Raw genomic sequence first — 20317 nt, forward strand, 5'->3', positions numbered from 1 at the left:
TTCTTTACAAATCAATCCAGGCGGGTAGACTAGCCTCCAATGTTAGCGCTATCATGGACCGCGAAACAGGACAACAAGCCCCCTCCACGGACAATTTGAAGAAGCGCATGAACAATCATTCCAACAAGACAATCGCGTCAAACCGCCGCTGGGTGGTGATGGGCGTCAGCGGTTGCGGCAAAAGCGAAATCGGCGCCCGGCTGGCGGCCCGCCTCGGCGTCCCCTACGCCGAGGGCGACGCTGACCACACCGCCGACAACATCGCCAAAATGGCCGCCGGCACGCCCCTCACCGACGCCGACCGGCGCGCCTGGTTGCTGTTGCTGCAGGCGCGGCTGGCCAACGCGACGGCCGCCGGCGCCGGCCTGGTGCTGTCCTGCTCGGCCCTCAAGCGCAGCTACCGCGACCTGCTGCGCCAGGCCGATCCGGCGCTGCTGTTCGTCCACCTCGACGGCCCGCGCGGGCTGATCGCCGAACGCATGCACGCCCGCCCAAACCACTACATGCCGATGTCGCTGCTCGACAGCCAGTTCGCCGCGCTGGAAGCGCTGGCCAGCGACGAGCGCGGCCTGCGCCTGGATATCCGCCTGTCGCCGGAACAACTGATCGGCGCCATCGCCGCGCACTTCGCCCTGTCCTGAGTTCCACCCGTCACCCATTACCCATTAACCATTAACCACAATAACAAAACGGAGATAACAATGAAGTACCTGGTCCTGCGCCTCGAGCGCACCGTTGAATACTTGATGGCGCTCGCGCTCGCCATCATGGTTGCCCTGGTCTTTGGCAACGTCCTGATGCGCTACCTCTTCAATTCCGGCTTCGCCGCCGCCGAGGAAGTGGCGCGCCTGATGTTCGTCTGGCTGATCTTCCTCGGCGCTATCCTGGCGCTGCGCCACCACGGCCACCTCGGCGTGGCGATGCTGCAAGCCAAGCTGCCGCGTCCGCTGCGCCGCGCCTGCGCCGTCGTCAGCCACCTGCTGATGCTGTACGGCCTGTACCTTTTCGCCTCTGGCAGCAGGGCCCAGACCGTCATCGGCATGGACAGCTACTCGACCGTGCTGCGCTACCCGACCGCCTTTATGGCCGCCTCCGGCCTGGTCTGCTCGGTGTCGATGATCGTCATCGTCGCCGTCAACCTGTGGCGCATCGTCAGCGACCATCCGCGCGCGGCGGTGCCGGGCGACCCGGTCGCCGAATTCGCCCATCCCGAGCTGCACGGGAGCGCCAAATGACGCTCGCCATCTTCCTCGGTTCCCTGGTGTTCCTGATGCTGCTCGGCATGCCGATCGCCTTCGCCCTGATCATGACCGGCGTGGCCCTGATGGTCCACCTCGACTTCTTCGACGCCCAACTGGTGGCGCAAAACCTGCTGTCGGGCGCCGACAACTTCCCGCTGATGGCGGTGCCCTTCTTCATCCTGGCCGGCGAGCTGATGAACGCCGGCGGCATCTCCAAGCGCATCATCGCGCTGGCGGTCAGCTTCGTCGGCCACATCAACGGCGGCCTCGGCTACGTGGCGATCGCCGCCTCGGTGCTGCTGGCCAGCCTGTCGGGCTCGGCCATCGCCGACACCGCCGCGCTGGCCACGCTGTTGATCCCGATGATGCGCGACCACGGCTACTCGGTGCCGCGCGCGGCCGGCCTGATCGCCTCCGGCGGCATCATCGCCCCGATCATCCCGCCGTCGATGCCTTTCATTATCTTTGGCGTCACCACCAACACCTCGATCAGCAACCTGTTCCTGGCCGGCATCGTGCCGGGTATACTGATGGGCGTCTCGCTGGTGGTGGTATGGACCATCCTGGCGCGCAAGATGGTCGTCACGCCGCAGCCGAAGGCCACCTGGACCCAGCGCCGCGGCGCCTTCGTCGACAGCCTGTGGGCCTTGATGCTGCCGGTGATCATCCTCGGCGGCTTGCGCGGCGGCATCTTCACGCCAACCGAGGCGGCCGTGGTGGCGGCGGTGTACTCGCTGTTCGTCAGCCTGTTCATCTACCGCGAAATCAAGCTGGCCGACCTGGTCAAGCTGCTGGTCGACGCCTCGCGCACCACCAGCACCGTGATGTTCCTGTGCGCCGGCGCCCTGGTGTCGTCGTACATGGTGACGCTGGCCGACCTGCCGAGCCAGGTGACCGAATTCCTCGGCCCGCTGATGGCGCACCCGCGCGTGCTGATGGGCGCCGTGATGTTGCTGTTGCTGGCGGTCGGCACCGTGATGGACCTGACCCCGACGATCCTGGTGATGGGGCCGGTACTGATGCCGCTGGCGGTCAAGGCCGGCATCGACCCGACCTATTTCGGCGTCATGTTCGTGCTGGTCGGCACGCTCGGGCTGATCCATCCGCCGGTGTGCACCGTGCTCAACGTGGTCTGCGGCGTGGCCAAGATTTCGCTTGAAAGCGCGACCAAGGGCATCTGGCCGTTCCTGCTGACGTATTTGCTGTTGACCGTTGTATTCATCATCTTCCCCGGGATCATCACCGTACCGATGACCTGGTTCCGCTAAAAAACAACACACTGGAGACCTCATGAAAAACCTTATCACATCGCTGTTCGTGCTTTCCGCCTTCGCCGGCCTGGCCGCCAGCGGCGTCGCCGCCGCCGCCGACTACCAGCCGCGCATCATCCGCTTCGGCTACGGCCTGGCCGAGGAAAGCAACCAGGGCCGCGCCGCCAAATTCCTCGCCGAGGACCTGGCCAAGCGCACCGGCAACAAGTTCAAGATGAAAAGCTTCGGTAGCGCCAGCCTGGGCAGCGACCCGCAAATGCAGAACGCGCTGATCGGCGGCGCCCAGGAAATGACGGTGGTCTCGACGGCCACCCTGGTCGGCATCGTCAGCGACTTCGGCGTCTACGACCTGCCCTTCGTCTTCGGCAACGAGCGCGAGGCCGACGCCATCCTCGACGGCCCGTTCGGCCAGGCGCTCAACGCCAAGCTGCAAGACAAGGGCCTGGTCGGCCTGGTCTACTGGGAAAACGGTTTCCGCAATCTGACCAATTCGAAACGCCCGGTGACGAAGCTGGAGGACATGCAGGGCATCAAGCTGCGCGTGATGCAAAACCCGGTCTACATCGACATGTTCAAGAGCTTCGGCGCGAACGCCGTGCCGCTGGCCTTCTCGGAACTGTTCACCGCGCTGGAAACGGGCACCGTCGACGGCCAGGAAAACCCGGTCAACACCATCCAGTCGAGCAAGTTCTATGAAGTGCAGAAGTTTTTGTCGCTGACAAAACACGTGTACAGTCCTTGGATCGTGCTGGTGAGTAAAAAATGGTGGGACAAGCTGTCCGCCGACGAGAAGAAGGCGCTGCAAGCCTCGGCCGAGGCGGCGCGCGATTTCGAGCGCAAGGACAGCCGCGACAGCGCGGGCAAGGCGCTGGAGTTCCTGAAACAAAAAGGCATGCAAGTGAACGTCGTCAGCGACAAGGAACTGGTACGCATGCGCGACACCAGTCGCGGCGCGATGCAAAAGTTCGCCAGCGACGGCCACGTTGCCTTGATCAAGGACCTGCAGACCAATCTGGAAAAAATGCGCAATTAAGCATCGTTGGTCGGGTTACGCCGTGCCGGCTAACCCGAAAAAATCCGGCAAACACCCCAAGCGGCGCACACAGCCGCATCCACATTATATAAGTACTTTTCTGGAGAGATTGATGAAACAAACCCTTCCCGCACTGGCAGTCCTGGCCCTGTGCAGCGGCGCCGCGCTGGCCCAAAGCGGCGTCACCGTCTACGGCGTCGTCGACATCGGCGTCTCGCACGACCGCGGCGGCGTCGCCGGCGACGCGACCCGCGTGACCAGCGGCATGGCGACCCAAAGCCGCTGGGGCTTGCGCGGCATCGAAGACCTGGGCGGCGGCCTAAGCGCGCTGTTCGTCGTCGAAGGCGGCTTCAGCGCCGACAAGGGCACCTCGACCCAGGGCAACACCCTGTTCGGCCGGGCCACCATCGTCGGCCTGCGCGGCGGCTTCGGCACCGTCACCATGGGCTTGCAGGACACGCCGCACTTCACCACGCTCAACGCCGTGGTCGACCCGCTGCGCAACGGCATTGCCCGCTCGAACAACCTGATGGCGCCAACCGGGGTGCGGGCCCGCAACTCGGTGCTGTACCGCAGCAAGCCGCTGAACGGCTTTTCCGGCGACATTATGTACGCGGCCGGCGAAGTGGCGGGCGACAACGCGGCCGGCCGCGCGCTGGGCGGCTCGTTCGGCTACAGCGAAGGGCCGCTCAACGTGCGCCTGGCCTACCACAACCGCAACAACGACACCGAGGTGCTGAAAAATACCGGCAACGCCAAGAACATCTTGCTGGGCGCTAACTATGACTTCGGCCCGGCCAAGGCGTATTTCGGCTACGCCAGCGACAAGGGCCTGAACAGCTCGCCGCTGAACAACGCCGCCGCCTCGTTCGGCGGCGCCGCGCCGAAGGCTTCGACCGACAGCAACGCCCTGCTGCTGGCCATGACGGCGCCGTTCGGCGCCAGCACGCTGGTACTCAGCTATGTCGCCAAGAACGACAAGACCGCCTTCAACCAGGACGCCCGCCAAATGGCGCTGGCCTACATGTACGCGCTGTCGAAGCGCACCGACCTGTACAGCTCGTTCGCGCGCATCAGCAACAGGAACGGCGCCGCCTATACGGCCGGCAACAGCGAAGAGGCCGGCACTGGCAACCGGCAGTTCACGGCCGGACTGCGCCACCGTTTCTAATAGCCGACATAACACCAGGGGCGTGAAACCGGGGGCGGGCTTGAAGGTCCGCCCCCGGCTCTTTGCCGCTTTTTTTTGGCGTGGCCGGCATTTCGGCATGGAAAACATGACATTCTTACTAGCTGCAAGCGCCGCCTTGTGGCACCATCCCCTGTCCGCCGTCGCCGACGGCGCAACCCTGGATGACGAGAACACATGAAGCAAAACTACATCAACGGCGCCTGGGTCGACGGCGCCTCGGCCGCGGCCAACATCAATCCCTCCGACACCAGCGACGTCATCGGCCATTACGCCCAGGCCGACGCGCAGCAGGCCGCCCTGGCCATCGCCGCCGCCGCCGCCGCCGCGCCGGGCTGGGCGCTGTCGAACATCCAGATGCGCGCCGACGCGCTCGACAGGATCGGCAGCGAAATCCTGGCCCGCAAGGAGGAACTCGGCACCCTGCTGTCGCGCGAGGAGGGCAAGACCCGCCCCGAAGGCATCGGCGAGGCGGCCCGCGCCGGCGCCATCTTCAAGTTTTTCGCCCAGGAATGCCTGCGCCTGCGCGGCGACAAGCTGGCCTCGGTGCGGCCCAACCTGGACGTGGAAGTCACCCGCGAGCCGGTCGGCGTGGTCGCCATCATCGCGCCGTGGAACTTCCCGATCGCCATCCCGGCCTGGAAAATCGCCCCGGCCCTGGCCTACGGCAACTGCGTGCTGATCAAGCCGGCCGAGCTGGTGCCCGGCAGCGCCTGGGCGCTGGCCGACATCATCAGCCGCGCCGGCCTGCCGGACGGCGTCTTCAACCTCGTCATGGGGCGCGGCAGCGTCGTCGGACTAGCCTTCCTGAACGACCGCCGCGTCAACGCCATCAGCTTCACCGGCTCGGCCGCCACCGGCGCCAAGGTGGCCCAGGCCGCCATCGGCCGCATGGCCAAGGTGCAAATTGAAATGGGCGGCAAGAACCCGCTGGTGGTGCTCAACGACGCCGACCTGGCCAGCGCCGTCCACTGCGCGGTGCAAGGCTCGTTCTACTCGACCGGCCAGCGCTGCACCGCGTCGAGCCGGCTGATCGTCGAAAAAGGCATCTACCCGGCCTTCGTTGCCGCCGTGACGGAAAAACTGGCGGCGCTGTCGGTCGGCCACGCGCTGGACGCCGGCACCGACATCGGCCCGGTGGTCGACGCCAGCCAGCTGGAACAGGATTTGTCGTACATCCAGATCGGCCGCGACGAGGGCGCCCACCTGGCCTTCGGCGGCGAACGCCTGGAGCGCGCCGCCAACGGCTTCTACCTGCGCCCCGCCCTGTTTACCGAGTGCAGCAACGACATGCGCATCAGCCGCGAGGAAATCTTCGGCCCGGTCGCCAGCGTCATCCCCGCCGACAACTACGAGCACGCGCTGGCGATGGCCAACGACAGCGAATTCGGCCTGTCGAGCGGGATCTGCACCGGCTCGCTGAAATACGCGACCCACTTCAAGCGCGCCGCCCAGGCCGGCATGGTGATGGTCAACGTGCCGACCGCCGGCGTCGACTACCACGTGCCGTTCGGCGGCAGCAAAGGCTCCAGCTACGGCGCGCGCGAACAGGGCAACTACGCCGCCGAGTTTTTCACCACCGTCAAGACCGCGTATTGCGGGGTGTAGGCGGATCGGCGGGCCGGCGCTGCGCCGGTGGTTTTTTGCAGGAACGCGGCGCGATGGATTGTGTCCAACCACCACAGCCCTCCACGCCAGCGAACGCCATGAACGCCGAACAAGAATTTTACGATCCGCCCGCCAGCGCGCAGCCGCATCCGGCGTTGCCGCCCGACGCGCTGATCATCGTGCCGCTGCGCAACCTGGTACTGTTCCCGGGCCTGGTCGCGCCGGTGCATATCGGCCGCGAGGACACCATCGCCGCAGTCCAGCGCGCCACCCGCGACGACCGCGACGTCGGCATGGTGTTGCAGCGCGACCCCGACGTCGACGCGCCGCGGCCGGACCAGTTGCACCAGATCGGCACCATGGCCGGCATCCTGCGCTACGTCAGCGCGCAAGACAACGAGCACTACATCGTCTGCCAGGGCTTGCAGCGTTTTCGCGTCATCGAATTCCTCGACGGCTACCCCTTCCACGCGGCGCGCGTGCAGATGTTGCCGGAGGCGAGCGAGCAAAGCACGGAAATCCAGGCGCGCCTGATGCAACTGCGGGAACGGTCGATGGAAATCCTCGGCCTGCTGCCGCAGGTGCCGGCCGAGCTGGCCGCCGCCGCGCAGCACATCACCTCGGCTGCCAGCTACGCCGATTTCGTCGCCGGCCTGATGGACATCAGCGTGCAGGAGAAGCAGGTGATCCTGGAAACGCTGGACTTGCCGGAGCGGCTAGACAAGGTGCTCGCCGAGCTGGTGCAGCGCATCGAGGTGCTGCGCCTGTCGCGGCACATCAACCAGCAGACCAAGGAGCGCATGGACGAGCGCCAGCGCGAATTCATGCTGCGAGAGCAACTCAACACCATCAGGAAGGAGCTGGGCGAAGGCGAAGGCGGCCCGGCCGAGTTGGCCGACCTGGTCGAGGCCATCGCCGGCGCCGGCCTGCCGCCCGAGGCAGAGGCGCACGCCCGCAAGGAGCTGAGGCGGCTGGAAAAAATGTCCGAGGGGGCGGTCGAGTATTCAATGCTGCGCACCTACCTGGAGTGGCTGGCCGAGCTGCCGTGGGCGGCGCTCAGCGAGGACAAGATCGACCTGCCGGCGGCGCGCCGGGTGCTCGACGACGACCATTTCGGACTCGACAAGGTGAAGCGCCGCATCCTCGAATACCTGGCCGTGCGCAAGCTCAATCCGCACGGCAAGAGTCCGATCCTGTGCTTCGTCGGCCCGCCCGGCGTCGGCAAGACCTCGCTGGGCCACAGCATCGCCCGCGCCACCGGCCGCAAGTTCGCCCGCGTCAGCCTGGGCGGCGTACACGACGAGGCGGAAATCCGCGGCCACCGCCGCACCTACGTCGGCGCCCTGCCCGGCAACATCATCCAGGCGCTGCGCAAGGCCGCCACCCGCAACTGCGTGCTGATGCTCGACGAACTCGACAAGCTCGGCGCCGGTTTCCACGGCGACCCGGCGGCGGCCCTGCTTGAGGTGCTCGACCCGGAGCAAAACGCGACCTTCCGCGACAACTACCTGGCGCTGCCCTTCGACCTGTCGAAGGTGATGTTCATCTGTACCGCCAACGTGCTCGACACCGTGCCGGGCCCGCTGCGCGACCGCATGGAGGTGATTTCGCTGCCCGGCTACACGGCCCAGGAAAAGGAGCAGATCGCCCGGCGCTACCTGCTGCTGCGCCAGCGCGAAGCCAACGGCTTGGCGCCCGGGCAATGCGAGATCGGCGACGCGGCGCTGCGCGCCATCATCGGCGACTACACCCGCGAGGCCGGCGTGCGCAACCTCGAACGCGAAATCGGCGCCGTGTTCCGCCACGCGGCGATGCGCGTCGCCGAGGGCAGCGCGCAGCAATTGCGCATCGAACCGGCCGACTTGCACGCGCTACTCGGGCCGGCCAAATTCGAAAGCGAACTGGCCATGCGTACCAGCCTGCCGGGCGTGGCCACCGGGCTGGCCTGGACGCCGGTGGGCGGCGACATCCTGTTCGTCGAAGCGAGCCGCACCCCGGGAGCGGGCAAGCTGATCCTGACCGGCCAGCTCGGCGAGGTGATGAAGGAAAGCGCGCAGGCGGCGCTAACGCTGCTCAAGGCGAATTCGGCGGAACTGCACATCGGCGCCGAGCGGTTCAAAAAGCACGACATCCACGTGCACGTGCCGGCCGGCGCGATCCCCAAGGACGGTCCCAGCGCGGGCGTGGCCATGTTCATCGCGCTGGCCTCGCTGATGACGGGGCGGCCGGTGCGCAGCGAACGCGCGATGACCGGCGAAATCAGCCTGCGCGGGTTGGTCCTACCGGTCGGCGGCATCAAGGAAAAGGTACTGGCGGCGCAGCGGGCCGGCATCGCCACCGTGCTGCTGCCGGCGCGCAACCAGAAAGACCTGGAAGACATCCCCGAGGACACGCGGCGGCAGCTGCAATTCATCTGGCTCGGCAACGTCGGCGACGCGGTGCGCGAGGCGCTGGCCGAGCCGGCGCAGCACATCCCCGGGCCGGCCATCGAGGTTTGACCCGACGGGCGCTTTATTCAGCGGCGGCGACGGCCGGCGCGCCGGCCTGGTAGTTGTTCTTCACGCGCACATAATGTTCGGCCGAATATTTGAGGTAAGCCACCTCCTCCGCGCTGAGCGCGCGCACTTGCACAGCCGGGCGGCCGACGTACAGGAAGCCGCTCTCCAACACCTTGCCAGGCGACACCAAACTGCCGGCGCCGACCATCACCTGCTTCTGCACCACGACGTCGTCCATGACGATACTCCCCATGCCGATCAGACATTCGTCGCCTATCGTGCAGCCGTGCAGGATCACCGAATGGCCGATGGTGACGTAGTCGCCGATCAGCAACGGCGAGCCGTTCGACTTGGACGCGCTCTTGTGCGAGACGTGGCCCATCGCGAAGTCCTGGATATTGCTGCACACGCCGATGCGGATGCGGTTGACGTCGCCGCGCAGCACGGTGTTGCACCAGACCGAGCTGTCGTGGCCGATCCGCACGTCGCCGATCACCTGGGCCGTGTCGTGCAGATAAACGCGCTGCGCCAATTGCGGGCGAGTGTCGAGGTAAGAGCTGATAGGCATGTAACGTTCCTGATACGGTAGAAGGAAAAATAGCGCGGCGCGCGGACCGGCTTACGTCGCCGCCGGGTGGTTCATGGTCTTGTCGCCATAGGTGCGCAGCACTTGCGAAATGATAAGCTGATAGCCGCTGAGCCATTCGCTGTAGCGCTTTTTCGCCTGCTGGTGGCTGGGATGCTCGATCAATTGCTTCAGACCCAGTTCGGACTGCCAATAGTAAACGTTGGAAACGCGGCCGGTCTTCGGGTCTTCCCACGACTCTTCGCCGAGATAGCCGTCGGTAGCCTTGGCGGCGTCGGCGATCAGCGCGTCGAGCCGGTGGAATTCGGCGTCGAATTGTTTGGTGTCGAAAATAAATGTGGCGGAATACATGGCGTCCCTTATCGAAGTGCCGGCGGCGGAGAAAAACCAGAGGCGTACATCCTTGGTTTGCGTGACCACGGTGGCATTCACGCAAAATGCAGATTGTAATCGGGAGAAGATGCAATGGACAAAAAAATTCCGGCCACAGCGGCCGGATGCTTGCTTCAAATAATATTCTTTAGAAACGGTAACCCACGCCCACGCCGATCAACAGCGGATCGATCTTGACGGCGCTGACCCTCTGGCCGCCAATCATGACGTCGCTGCGGATCTGTACTTTTTTGATATCCAGATTCAGCGACCAGTTTTTGTCGAGCTTGAAATCAACGCCGGCTTGCACGGCCAGGCCCCAGCTGTTGTGTTCCAGCTCGGCGGCGCCGTTCAGCAACTTAACCTTGGAAATATTGGTGTAGTTAATGCCCGCGCCCAGGTAGGGGTTGAGTTGCGCGTCGGGCAGGAAATGGTATTGCATCGACAGCGTAGGCGGCAGGTGTTTGAAGGTGCCAATCTTGCTGCCGTCGAGCATGACGTCGTGTTTTTGCGGATAGGTCAACACCAGTTCGGCCGCGATATTCGGTGTGAAGAAGTAGGAAATATCGACTTCGGGAATGGTCTTGCTGCTCACGCTCAACAGGTCGGAGCGGCCGACGCCGGCGATCGGGTCGGACTTGTCGGCCGGGTTCAGATGCACCGCGCGTGCGCGCACCAGCCACGGGCTTTGCTGCGCCATTGCCTGGCCGGCGAACAAACCCAATGCCGCGAAAATCATCGCCGATGCAGTTGCTGACTTCTTCATTCTATTTCCCTCTTTCTTGTCGTTAAGTAACGCTGCGAAGTGTATTTGTGCAGCGCGAAAAAATCATTGATCTATATCAAAATTCCAATGATGGCCATCAGGATATAGTTCTTTTCGACAGAGATAATCAGGATAGATGATAGTTATTCACGCCAACGGCTGTAGCTGCATTCCAGCATCAAAGAAGCAGTGCTTCATCGTTTTGTATTACATTTTTTTGAATCTATCCTGAGGCTGCCGATCCGCCCGCTCGGAGGCGGCCAGGCGTTCGCGCGCCTCGGCGATGCGCGCGCCGAAGGGCTTGGCTTCGAGCGCGGCGATGGCGTTGCCGAGCGCCTCGGACAGCGGCGACGCCAGTTCGGCGTCCAGCGCCGCGGCCGCCGCGCCGTTCGCCTGCCAGCAAGCCTGCAACTTCGGCAGCAGTACCCGACCCTGCTCGGTAAGCCGGATCAGGCGCTGGCGGCCGTCAACCGGCCCCGGCTGCACCGACACCAGCCCTTCCTTGCTCATCAGGGCGATGGTCTGCGTGGCGGCCGGCTGCGTGATGCCGGCCAGCTCGGCGATCTGGCCGATGCTGGACGGCTCCAGCCGTATCAGCGCGCGCATCACCGGCGTGTAGCGCGGCCGATACGACAGGCCCGCTTCCACGTAGGCCCGCGCAACCGCGCCGTCCAGCAGCTCGATCAAATGGCGCAATTGCGTTCCAAGTCCAGGTTTCATAGAGCACTACACCGCGTACGGATAGGTGAAGCCAATAAAGTGGATGGCGTTGAAGACGAAATGCGCCACGATCGGCGCTTCGATGCGCTTCGTGGCCGCGTATGCGTAGGCGTAGCCGAAGCCGGCCACGCTGGCCAGCGCCACCAGGATCGGCCCGCCGCCGGCGTGGGCGGCGCCAAACAGCAGGCCCGACGCCAGCACCGCCAGCACGGTGCCGCCGCGCACCCCGGCCAGCGCACCGGCCAGCCGCTCCTGCAGCAGGCCGCGGAAGAACGCCTCCTCGGCGACGCAGGTCAGGAACAGATTGACCGCCAGGAAGGTGGCCGTATAGGCCGGCAGTTTCAGGTCCCCGCGCAGGTAGCCCAGCGCCGTCGCGGCGCCAAGCATGAGCAGCGCCATGGTCATCGCCAGCGGCAAGGCCAGCCGCAGCGCGGCGCCCAACTCGCGCCAGCTCTGGCAGCGCCGGCAAAACAGCGTCAGCAGCACCAGGCCGACGGCGCCCTTGTCGAAGTTGGCGTACTGGGTGAACGGCGCGCTGTCCGGCGAGAAATGCGCGCCCGACACCAGCAGCGGATTGCGAAAGCCCGGTACCAGGTGCATCGCCAGCGCCAGCGCCAACACGCCGCTCAGCGTGGTAAAGACGATGCGCTGGGCGCGCCCGGCGGCCGGGCGCGTCGCCAGCCAGGCAAGCAGGGCCAACAGGCCCAGCGCGGCCAGCGCCGGCAGGGCCAGAATGCCGGCCAGCGCGCCGGCACCGGCCGCCAGCGCGAACGGCAACGGCCACAAGGGCATCGAAAAACGCTTGCCGAACTGGACCGGCGGCAGCCAGACGCAGCAAATGGCAAGGCCAAGCAAAAAATACGTTATCGCCATGTGTCACCCTAAAAGTAGGGCTGCCGCCGACACGGCGGCAACGGCAATGGAGCACGCCGACGCGGGTCCCTTGGTGTTTGGCGCGTCGGCGACAGCGTGAATGGTTATTGGCGCGCCAGGCCGTCGACCCGGCCACGCCATTTTCTGCGCCGAGAATAGCCCAGATTGCCACGCATGACAAGTTTGTCTTTTCACTATGCTTTTTACCAGGGACTGGCGCCGCGTCGCACGCCGCCCTTTCCCGAGCTGCCACGACACGTCCGGCGCCGACCTATGCCCTATCGTGGCCGCACGCCGCGCCACGCGCCGGCACCGCCAGCCGCGGCGAGCACGCGGCCCGCCGGCGGCCTGGAATTAAATGTCGGCGTCAACGCCGGCGAAACCACCATCAGGAAAATGTTGAGGGGACGCTACCCGGTTGCGATCGAACACGAGGCGCGCGCCTAGTTCCTCTTGACCTCCTTGAAGTCGGCGTCGACCGCGCCCTCGTCCGGCGGCTGGCCCGGGGCCTGCTCCTCGCCGGCGCCGCCCTGCCCGGCCGCGTCGGGCTGCCCGCCCAGCGTTTGTGCGGCGGCCGACAGCGCGGCGATCCGCGCGTCGAGTTCGGCCTTGCCGCCGCCTTTCACCGCCGCCTCCAGCGCGACGATGGCGGTCTCGATCTTGTCGCGCGCCCCGCCGTCGAGCTTGTCGCCATGCTCGGCCAGCGACTTGCGCGTCGCGTGCACCAGCGCGTCGGCCTGGTTGCGCGACTCGGTCAAATGCTTCACGCGCTGGTCCTCCTCGGCGTTCAACTCGGCGTCCTTCACCATCTTCTGGATTTCCGCCTCGGTCAGGCCGGAATTGGCCTTGATCGTGATCTGGTTCTCCTTGCCGGTGGCCTTGTCCTTGGCCTGCACGTGCAAGATGCCGTTGGCGTCGATATCGAAGCTGACGTCGATCTGCGGCACGCCGCGCGGCGCCGGCGCGATGCCGACCAGGTTGAACTCGCCCAGCAGCTTGTTGCCGGCGACGATCTCGCGCTCGCCCTGGTAGACCTTCACCGTCACCGCCGGCTGCTTGTCGTCGGCGGTGGTGTAGACTTGGCTGTACCTGGTCGGTATCGTGGTGTTCTTCTGGATCATCTTGGCCATCACGCCGCCCAGCGTTTCAATGCCCAGCGACAGCGGCGTGACGTCCATCAGCAGCAGGTCGGAGCGCTCGCCCGACAGCACCGAGCCCTGGATCGCCGCGCCCACGGCCACCGCCTCGTCCGGGTTGACGTCCTTGCGCGCCTCGCGGCCGAAGAACTCGCGCACATATTCCTGCACCTTCGGCATGCGCGTCATGCCGCCGACCAGGATCACGTCGACGATCTGGCCGACCTCCAGGCCGGCGTCCTTGAGCGCGATGCGGCACGGCTCGATGGTCTGCTGGATCAACTCCTCGACCAGCGACTCCAGCCGGGCGCGCGACAGGCGCAGGGTCAGGTGCGCCGGCGCGCCGCCGGCCATCGCGATGTACGGCTCGTTGATCTCGGTCTGCTGGGTCGACGACAGCTCGATCTTGGCGCGCTCGGCCGCGCTCTTGACGCGCTGCAGCGCGATCGGGTCCTTGCCCAGGTCGATCCCGCTGTCTTTCTTGAACTCGGCGATGATATGCTCGATCACGCGCTGGTCGAAGTCCTCGCCGCCGAGGAAGGTGTCGCCGTTGGTCGCCAGCACCTCGAACTGCTTCTCGCCCTCGACGTCGGCGATCTCGATGATGGAGATGTCGAAGGTGCCGCCGCCCAGGTCGTAGACGGCGATCTTGCGGTCGCCCTTGGCGGCCTTGTCCAGACCGAAGGCCAGCGCCGCCGCGGTCGGCTCGTTGATGATGCGCTTGACGTCCAGGCCGGCGATGCGGCCGGCGTCCTTGGTCGCCTGGCGCTGGGCGTCGTTGAAATACGCCGGCACGGTAATGACCGCCTCCGTCACCGCCTCGCCCAGGTAATCCTCGGCGCTGGTCTTCATCTTGCGCAACACCTCGGCGGAAATCTGCGGCGGCGCCAGCTTGTTGCCGCGCACCTCGACCCAGGCATCGCCGTTGTCGGCACGGATAATCCGGTAGGGCATCAAATGGATGTCCTTCTGCACTTCCTTCTCGTCGAACTTGCGCCCGATCAGGCGCTTCACCGCGTACAAGGTATTTTGCGGATTCGTCACCGCCTGGCGCTTGGCCGGCGCGCCGACCAGGATCTCGCCGTCGTCCTGGTAGGCCACCACCGACGGCGTGGTGCGCGCCCCTTCCGCATTCGCAATCACCTTGGCCTGGCCGCCCTCCATCACGGCGACGCAGGAATTGGTCGTGCCAAGGTCGATACCGATCATCTTGCCCATACATCCTCCTTAACGATAAGTTTGCGGCGGCTCCGGTGGCATCAACGGTTCGGAGACGGGCGCCCACGGCTCCGACGGCGGCGTCAAGGGCTCCGGGGGCGGCGTCAAAGGCTCGCGCGCGGGCGGCGGCGGCGTCCCCGGCCGCTGGCCCGTCGCGCCGCGATGGCGCCCTGTTCCAACATTGTTCATGGTAAAACCTCCTCATCGCACCGCGTCCCCGGCCCACCAACATACATGCTTCGGCAAATAAAGTAAGGCGTGTCCGACTCAATTCAAGGCCAAATCGCCCGCGACAGACGTAGATCAATCGCCGCGCCCCCTCCCGGCGAGCGGCGCGTCGTCGCGGCTTGCCCAAAACCGCCATGTCGAGGCCTGCCCCCGGGATGCAGGTATGCCCGGGGACGTTCATTGCAGGGATTTCCATCTTTTGTTTGCTAATGCGAATAATAATGATTATCATTACCGGATAATGAAAGCTTGCCGCTTTGGCACGCCCGACATAAAGGTAAGCAATGGATATTCTGAAGGAACTGCGCGAGTCAGGCTTGAAAGTGACGATCCCCCGCTTGCGGATTTTGCAGCTATTCCAGGAGGGCAAGGGCAAGCATTTGAGCGCCGACGACGTCTACCGTTTTTTGCTGACCGAGAAGATCGACGTTGGCCTGGCGACGATTTACCGCGTGCTGATGCAATTCGCCGAGGCCGGCATTTTGTTTCGCCGCCATTTCGAGTCCGGCCACGCGGTCTTCGAGTTGAACGAGGGCACCCACCACGACCACCTCGTCTGCACCGTCTGCGGCAGGGTCGACGAGTTCTTCGACGAGGGCATCGAGCAGCGCCAGGACGAGATCGCCGCCGAGCGCGGCTTCGTGCTGCATGAACACGCGCTGTCGCTGTACGGCACCTGCGCGACCTGCGCGCAGCAAAAGCGCGCGCTGACGGTGCTGTAAGCGGCGCCGGCGTGGTGGTAAGGTCTGCGCTGCGCCGGCGCGCCGGGCGCCGCGTGCCGTTCGAAGGAAAACCATGTATATCGGAGGCATCTCCAAACTGACGGGCGCGTCGCCGAAGGCGATCCGCCATTACGAGTCGCTCGGCCTCATCCTCGGCCCCCCGTCCGGCGACACCTACTGCGAAGCGGCCCGCGCGCCGGCCACTGTGCGCCAAGTGCGGGACGCCGCGAGCAAGCCCTAGCGCTTTTCGTAGACCGGCGTCGACGCCGGGCTAGCCATCACTTCCCCGCAACCTCAATAAGTGGACCCGACAGCGTCGCCAAAAACGCCGCCACGTCGCGCACCTCCGCCTCGGACAGCCTCATCGGCTTGAGTTCGCTGTGGCCGAAGGCCGCCGGCGGCGCCACCGCGTAATGGCGCACCACGTCCGCCAGCGACGCCACTTGTCCGGCGTGCATATACGGCGCCCGCAGCGCCACGTTGCGCAATCCGGGCGTTTTGAAAGCCCCGCGCATATGCGGATCGTCGCTCGCCATGAAGTTGAGCTCGCCACATTGCTCCGGCCGCGCGTCGCTATACCGCCCCAGGCAATTAAACTCGTCCCGCGCCACCTTGTCGAAGGCCGCCGAACGCCCCTGGTCCGGCCTGCCGGCGTCGCGCGGGGCAATGCCGGTGTTGTGGAAGTGCTGGTCGGTGAACAAGGGTCCGTTGTGGCAGGTGATGCAGGCGTGCTTGCCGATGAAGACGCGCAAACCGCGTTTTTCCTGCGGCAACAACTGGCTCAGCGCGGCCGCGTCGCCGTTTTGCACGCCGGCGATGTAACGGTCCAGGCGCGACTCGCCATGGCCCAGCGTAGCCTGGTAAGCCGCCAGCGCCTTGCCCATATTGGCGAAAATGCGCGAAACGGCGTCGCGCTCGGCTTCGTCCATCCCGCGCCAGGCCGACTGCTCCGACGGCGAACCGAGCGGGCCGGCGTTGGCCGGCAGCCGCGCCAGGTCGGGCATGGGGCCGAAGAGCGCGCTGTATTGCTGCCGGTAATGCGCGCGCACCAGTTGCGCGTATTGCAGCCGGTTGCCGCCGTGTTCGAGCGGATCTTCTAGCGGACCCAGCGCCTGCGACCACAGGCTGTCCTTGCGGCCATCCCAAAACTGCCACGCACTGAACGCGGCGGCGGCCAGCGGCATGGTGCGGCGCGAACCGGCGCCAACGCCCCGCCCGACCGGCAAGCCGTCCTGGAATTGCTTGCCGGGATCATGGCAACTGGCGCAAGAGACCGCCTGGTTGGCGCTGAAGCGCGCGTCGGCGAACAGGCGTTTGCCCAACTCGGCCGCCACCGGCTGGTGCGCGACGGCGTTGGACGGGTCGGCCGGCGCCGGCGCCAGCCGGGCGATGTGCAGCGACGCCAGCAGCGCGCGCTCCTGGACGCTCCAGCGGTCCGGCTCGGCGGCGTCCGCCAGGGGCGCCCCGTCCGCCAGCGCGGCCATGCCGCCGGCAAACAAGGCCGCGCCCAGCAACGCGCCGAGCGCCGGCCTCACCGCTTGCCCGCTTCCGGCAGCGCGACCACGGTATTGAAGGTGATATTGTCGCTGCCGGGCGCCGCGTCGATGGCCAGTTTCAATTCCCACCAACCGGTCATGCTGAACTTCATGCCCTCCAATAAATAGCGGCCCTCGCCCAGCTCGCGCGTTACCCGCGGGCGGGTCGGAAGGCCGTGGCCGTGCTGCGGCATGCCGCCGTCGACGCCGAAGCGCGCCTGCGTGACCGGCGCGCCGTCCGGCGTGGCAAGCTTGATTTGCCACGAATGCAATTGGTTGATGGCGACGGAATCGAGCAGCGGGTTCACCGTGACAACATACTTGTGTTGCGCCGACGGCCGCGTCAGCGCCAGGTCGAGCCCGGCGGGCGGCGTCGAACAAGCGGACAGCGCCGCCATCATGCCCAGCGGCAGGAAGAATTTTTTCAACATGTGGATTGCTCCAGCCGAGCCGGCACGACGACATGCTTGCCGTCGACGGCGTGGTGCTGCCAGTCGTACTCCATATAACGCGCGGTTTCAAGCGCCTGCGCCTGCCCGTGGTGTTTGGCGACGGTGTACAGCGAGGCCTCGATGCCCATCGAAATCCCCGCCGACACCACGATCTTGCCGTTGTCGACCACCCGCGCCTCTGGCCAGATGGTGCAATCGGGCGCGTCCAGCGCCAACTCCTCCAGCGCGCCGCGGTGGGTGGTCGCGTGCAAGCCGTCCAGCAAGCCGGCCTTCGCCAACATCAGCGCGCCGGAGCAAATCGACACCACGCTGCGCGCGGCGGCCACCCTTTCTTCGAGGAAGCGCAACACGGACGGGTTGCGCTTTTCGCGGCGCGTGCCGAAGCCGCCCGGCACGACGAAAACGTCGGCGTCCGGCATGGTCTCGAAACTATAGTCGGGGTTGATGCTGAGCTGGTTGCGCGCCATGACCGGGCGCAGCGATTGCGCCACGGTGAACACGTCGTACAGCGGCCGCTTGCCGCGCCCTCCAGTCACCCCGAACACCTCGAACGGGCCGGCGAAATCGAGCACTTCCACATCATTGAAAATAAGTATCGCAACGGTTTGCACGCTGACTCCCCTGTAACGGCGCCAATCGAAGGCGGAAGCGTCGAGTATGGCGGAACAGGGGTTGGCACAAATGACAAAAATATCGCTATTTCCGCCAAAACCAAGGTCGGTATGCCTGCCGCGCCTGATGATTTTCGCAGCTCGGCTTAGCAGGCTGATCGGCATTAGCGCGGAGGGGGTGATGGATCTACACGAAATCCGTCAACTCCGTTTCGGTGAAGCCCGCCAGGCGGCGCGCCGCGATGTTGAACGGCCCCTTCAGCACCGGCGCCTGGTAACGCGCCGCCAGCTCGACGTAGGTGGCGCGCGGTTCCAGACCGCGCTGCCCGCACAGGTAGCGATACCAGCGGTTGCCGATCTCGACATGGCCGACTTCCTCTTCCAGGATCAGGTCGAGGATCTTGGCCGCCGCCAGGTCGCCCGCCTGCGCCAGCTTGGCGCGCAACGGCGGGATCGCGTCCAGACCGCGCGCCTCCAGCGTGCGCGGCACCAGCGCCATCCGGGCCATGACGTCGTCGCGGGTTTTATCGACCATTTCCCACAAGCTGTCGTGGGCCGGGAAATCGCCGTATTGGTAACCGAGCACCTGGAGATGCGCAGTGAGCAGGGAGAAATGCACCGCCTCCTCCTTCGCCACGCGCAGCCAGTCGGTGTAGTAGCCGACCGGCAGGCCCGGGAAGCGCCACAGCGCGTCCAGGGCCAGGTTGGCGGCGTTAAATTCGATGTGGGCCAGCGCGTGGATCAGCATCGCCCGCCCTTCCACCGTGACCATCGAACGCCGCCCCACCAGGCGCGGCGCCACCAGCGCCGGCCGCTCCGGGCGGCCGGGGATAGCCGCCGACACCTGCGGCGCGGCGCCGATGTCGACGCCCCAGCCGCCGCCGAGGTAGGCCTCGGCCATGGCCGCCACCGCCGCGGCCTTGGCGACGGGGTCTGTTTCAAGCAAGCATTGCAGCGCGCTTGCGCGCAGTTCAAACGCTGGCGCCATCGTATTACCCTGTGCAAATAAAAGGACGCAGTGTAGCAAATCAATCGTGCCGGCATCGCCGCCGCGCTCACTCGGCCTTCAGCAACACCGTGTCGTACCACCGGCGCATTCGCGCCACGCCCTCGTAGTCGCGCCCAGCAACAATGCGTACAAGCAGTGTCAGCACGGCGCCGCGCGATGGCAAGCACAACGGCGTTCCCGTCGCGCCAATTAGCCGGGGAAAGGCGCCGTCGACTTGCGCACCACCAGGCTCGGCTTGAGCAGTTCGCGCCGCCACGGCAGCGTCGGGTCGCGCATGCGTTCGAGGAGGATGCGCGCCGTCAACGCGCCCATCTCCTGCTTGGGCTGGCCGATCGAGGTCAACGGCGGGTTGCTGTAGGCCGCCAGCGCGATGTCGTCGTAGCCCACCACCGACAGCTGGCCGGGGATCTGCACGCCGGCCTCGCTGGCGGCGCAGATGCCGCCGATGGCCATCAAGTCGTTGCCGGCGAATACCGCCGACGGCCGCCGCGGCAGCGCCAGCAGCTGCCCGAAGGCGGCGTGGCCGCCGGCGCTGGTGAAGTCGCTGTACAGCAACCACTCGGCCCGCGGGGCGACGCCGGCCTCTTGCAGCGCGCGCTGGTAGCCGGCCACGCGCTCGCGGCTGGTCAGCAGCTCCCGCGGCCCGGACACGCAGGCGATCGAGCGGTGCCCCAGGTCGAGCAGATAGCGGGTGCCGAGGTAGCCGCCCAGCGCGTGGTCGGACTCGATGAAGTCGGCCGCCACGCCGCTGATTTCGCGGTCCACCAGCACCACCGGAATCTGGTCGTCGGCCAGGAAGCGCGCCAGCTCGGCGTCGGTGCCGGACGACACCAGGATCAGGCCGTCGATGCGCTTTTCCATCAGCACGCGGATATACGCGACCTGCTTGCCCGGATCGTCATACGAGTTGCACAGGATGATGTTATAGCCCAGCTTGAAGGCGGCGTCTTCGATGCCGCGGATGACCTCGGCGAAATACGGGTTCGAGTTGTTCGGCACCATCATGCCGATGGTGTGGGTGCGGTCGTTCTTCAGGCTGCGCGCCACCGCGCTGGGCACGTAGCGCAGCTGCCCGATCACCGCCAGCACGCGCGCGCGCACGTCCTCGCTGACCACGCGGGTGTTGTTGATGACGTGCGAGACCGTGGTCGTCGAGACGCCCGCCTGCTCCGCTACTTGTTTCATTGTTGCCATGGTGACCGCCTTTCTCCCGCGGGATTATGCCGCAGGAAGCGGCGCAAACAAACCT

21 protein-coding genes are annotated in these 20317 nt (G+C 65.8%); 10 read left to right on the forward strand and 11 right to left on the reverse strand.

What is annotated here, in order from left to right:
• Nucleotides 1-107 precede the first annotated feature (107 nt).
• The 7 genes from JANGC3_RS0109785 (at nucleotide 108) to lon (ending at nucleotide 8840) form a co-directional block, all read left to right on the forward strand.
• Nucleotides 108-641 carry a gluconokinase gene (locus JANGC3_RS0109785; RefSeq protein WP_017876311.1) on the forward strand — a complete coding sequence of 178 codons (534 nt, stop codon included), beginning with the start codon at nucleotides 108-110 and terminating at the stop codon, nucleotides 639-641.
• Nucleotides 642-701: 60 nt separating this feature from the next.
• A complete protein-coding gene (locus JANGC3_RS0109790) occupies nucleotides 702-1235 on the forward strand; it encodes a TRAP transporter small permease (RefSeq protein WP_017876312.1) in 534 nt (177 codons plus the stop codon).
• Nucleotides 1232-2509 (forward strand): TRAP transporter large permease, encoded by a 1278-nt coding sequence (locus JANGC3_RS0109795; protein WP_017876313.1) that lies wholly within the window; start codon nucleotides 1232-1234, stop codon nucleotides 2507-2509. The genes JANGC3_RS0109790 and JANGC3_RS0109795 overlap by 4 nt, the downstream gene beginning before the upstream one ends.
• A gap of 22 nt (nucleotides 2510-2531) precedes the next feature.
• Nucleotides 2532-3545: a TRAP transporter substrate-binding protein gene (locus JANGC3_RS0109800; RefSeq protein ID WP_017876314.1), complete on the forward strand. Its 1014-nt coding sequence runs from the start codon at nucleotides 2532-2534 to the stop codon at nucleotides 3543-3545.
• A 112-nt stretch (nucleotides 3546-3657) separates the two neighbouring features.
• Nucleotides 3658-4716 carry a porin gene (locus JANGC3_RS0109805; RefSeq protein ID WP_017876315.1) on the forward strand — a complete coding sequence of 353 codons (1059 nt, stop codon included), beginning with the start codon at nucleotides 3658-3660 and terminating at the stop codon, nucleotides 4714-4716.
• A 195-nt stretch (nucleotides 4717-4911) separates the two neighbouring features.
• The gene (locus JANGC3_RS0109815) at nucleotides 4912-6342 is read left to right on the forward strand and encodes an aldehyde dehydrogenase family protein (protein ID WP_017876317.1); all 1431 of its coding nucleotides are present in this window, start codon (nucleotides 4912-4914) and stop codon (nucleotides 6340-6342) included.
• A 98-nt stretch (nucleotides 6343-6440) separates the two neighbouring features.
• Nucleotides 6441-8840 carry an endopeptidase La gene (gene lon / locus JANGC3_RS0109820; RefSeq protein ID WP_017876318.1) on the forward strand — a complete coding sequence of 800 codons (2400 nt, stop codon included), beginning with the start codon at nucleotides 6441-6443 and terminating at the stop codon, nucleotides 8838-8840.
• Between the two features lie 13 nt (nucleotides 8841-8853).
• Here lon and JANGC3_RS0109825 read toward each other — a convergent pair whose 3' ends face one another.
• From JANGC3_RS0109825 to JANGC3_RS0109845, 5 genes are all read right to left on the reverse strand, one after another.
• A complete protein-coding gene (locus JANGC3_RS0109825; protein ID WP_035787584.1) occupies nucleotides 8854-9408 on the reverse strand; it encodes a gamma carbonic anhydrase family protein in 555 nt (184 codons plus the stop codon).
• Nucleotides 9409-9459: 51 nt separating this feature from the next.
• Entirely contained in the window at nucleotides 9460-9777 is a 318-nt protein-coding gene (locus JANGC3_RS0109830; RefSeq protein ID WP_017876320.1) for an antibiotic biosynthesis monooxygenase family protein, read from the reverse strand.
• 169 nt (nucleotides 9778-9946) lie between these two features.
• A complete protein-coding gene (locus tag JANGC3_RS0109835; protein ID WP_026132793.1) occupies nucleotides 9947-10564 on the reverse strand; it encodes an OmpW/AlkL family protein in 618 nt (205 codons plus the stop codon).
• A gap of 207 nt (nucleotides 10565-10771) precedes the next feature.
• The gene (locus JANGC3_RS0109840) at nucleotides 10772-11284 is read right to left on the reverse strand and encodes a MarR family winged helix-turn-helix transcriptional regulator (RefSeq protein ID WP_035787586.1); all 513 of its coding nucleotides are present in this window, start codon (nucleotides 11282-11284) and stop codon (nucleotides 10772-10774) included.
• A 6-nt stretch (nucleotides 11285-11290) separates the two neighbouring features.
• On the reverse strand, nucleotides 11291-12157 hold the full coding sequence (locus JANGC3_RS0109845) for a CPBP family intramembrane glutamic endopeptidase (protein WP_017876323.1): 867 nt from the start codon (nucleotides 12155-12157) through the stop codon (nucleotides 11291-11293).
• Nucleotides 12158-12430: 273 nt separating this feature from the next.
• On the opposite strand from JANGC3_RS0109845, the gene JANGC3_RS32535 reads away from it, so the two are divergent.
• Nucleotides 12431-12604 (forward strand): hypothetical protein, encoded by a 174-nt coding sequence (locus tag JANGC3_RS32535; RefSeq protein WP_017876324.1) that lies wholly within the window; start codon nucleotides 12431-12433, stop codon nucleotides 12602-12604.
• Here the strand turns inward: JANGC3_RS32535 and dnaK are convergent.
• On the reverse strand, nucleotides 12601-14511 hold the full coding sequence (dnaK, locus tag JANGC3_RS0109855) for a molecular chaperone DnaK (RefSeq protein WP_017876325.1): 1911 nt from the start codon (nucleotides 14509-14511) through the stop codon (nucleotides 12601-12603). The genes JANGC3_RS32535 and dnaK overlap by 4 nt on opposite strands.
• 512 nt (nucleotides 14512-15023) lie before the next feature.
• On the opposite strand from dnaK, the gene fur reads away from it, so the two are divergent.
• Nucleotides 15024-15461, forward strand: a complete 438-nt coding sequence (gene fur / locus JANGC3_RS0109860) for a ferric iron uptake transcriptional regulator (RefSeq protein WP_017876326.1) — start codon at nucleotides 15024-15026, stop codon at nucleotides 15459-15461.
• Between the two features lie 73 nt (nucleotides 15462-15534).
• Nucleotides 15535-15702 (forward strand): MerR family DNA-binding transcriptional regulator, encoded by a 168-nt coding sequence (locus tag JANGC3_RS33230; protein ID WP_017876327.1) that lies wholly within the window; start codon nucleotides 15535-15537, stop codon nucleotides 15700-15702.
• A 37-nt stretch (nucleotides 15703-15739) separates the two neighbouring features.
• Here the strand turns inward: JANGC3_RS33230 and JANGC3_RS0109870 are convergent, their stop codons facing one another.
• From JANGC3_RS0109870 to JANGC3_RS0109890, 5 genes are all read right to left on the reverse strand, one after another.
• Entirely contained in the window at nucleotides 15740-16996 is a 1257-nt protein-coding gene (locus JANGC3_RS0109870) for a cytochrome-c peroxidase (protein ID WP_017876328.1), read from the reverse strand.
• Nucleotides 16993-17427 (reverse strand): FixH family protein, encoded by a 435-nt coding sequence (locus JANGC3_RS28955; protein WP_017876329.1) that lies wholly within the window; start codon nucleotides 17425-17427, stop codon nucleotides 16993-16995. Before JANGC3_RS28955 ends, JANGC3_RS0109870 begins: the two co-directional genes overlap by 4 nt.
• On the reverse strand, nucleotides 17421-18059 hold the full coding sequence (locus JANGC3_RS0109880; protein ID WP_051068267.1) for a DJ-1/PfpI family protein: 639 nt from the start codon (nucleotides 18057-18059) through the stop codon (nucleotides 17421-17423). Before JANGC3_RS0109880 ends, JANGC3_RS28955 begins: the two co-directional genes overlap by 7 nt.
• A gap of 187 nt (nucleotides 18060-18246) precedes the next feature.
• Entirely contained in the window at nucleotides 18247-19047 is an 801-nt protein-coding gene (locus JANGC3_RS0109885; RefSeq protein WP_017876331.1) for a ferritin-like domain-containing protein, read from the reverse strand.
• Nucleotides 19048-19257: 210 nt separating this feature from the next.
• Entirely contained in the window at nucleotides 19258-20262 is a 1005-nt protein-coding gene (locus tag JANGC3_RS0109890; RefSeq protein WP_026132794.1) for a LacI family DNA-binding transcriptional regulator, read from the reverse strand.
• Nucleotides 20263-20317 lie beyond the last annotated feature (55 nt).

The organism is Janthinobacterium sp. CG3, assembly GCF_000344615.1.
Classification (GTDB): Bacteria; Pseudomonadota; Gammaproteobacteria; order Burkholderiales; family Burkholderiaceae_D; genus Janthinobacterium.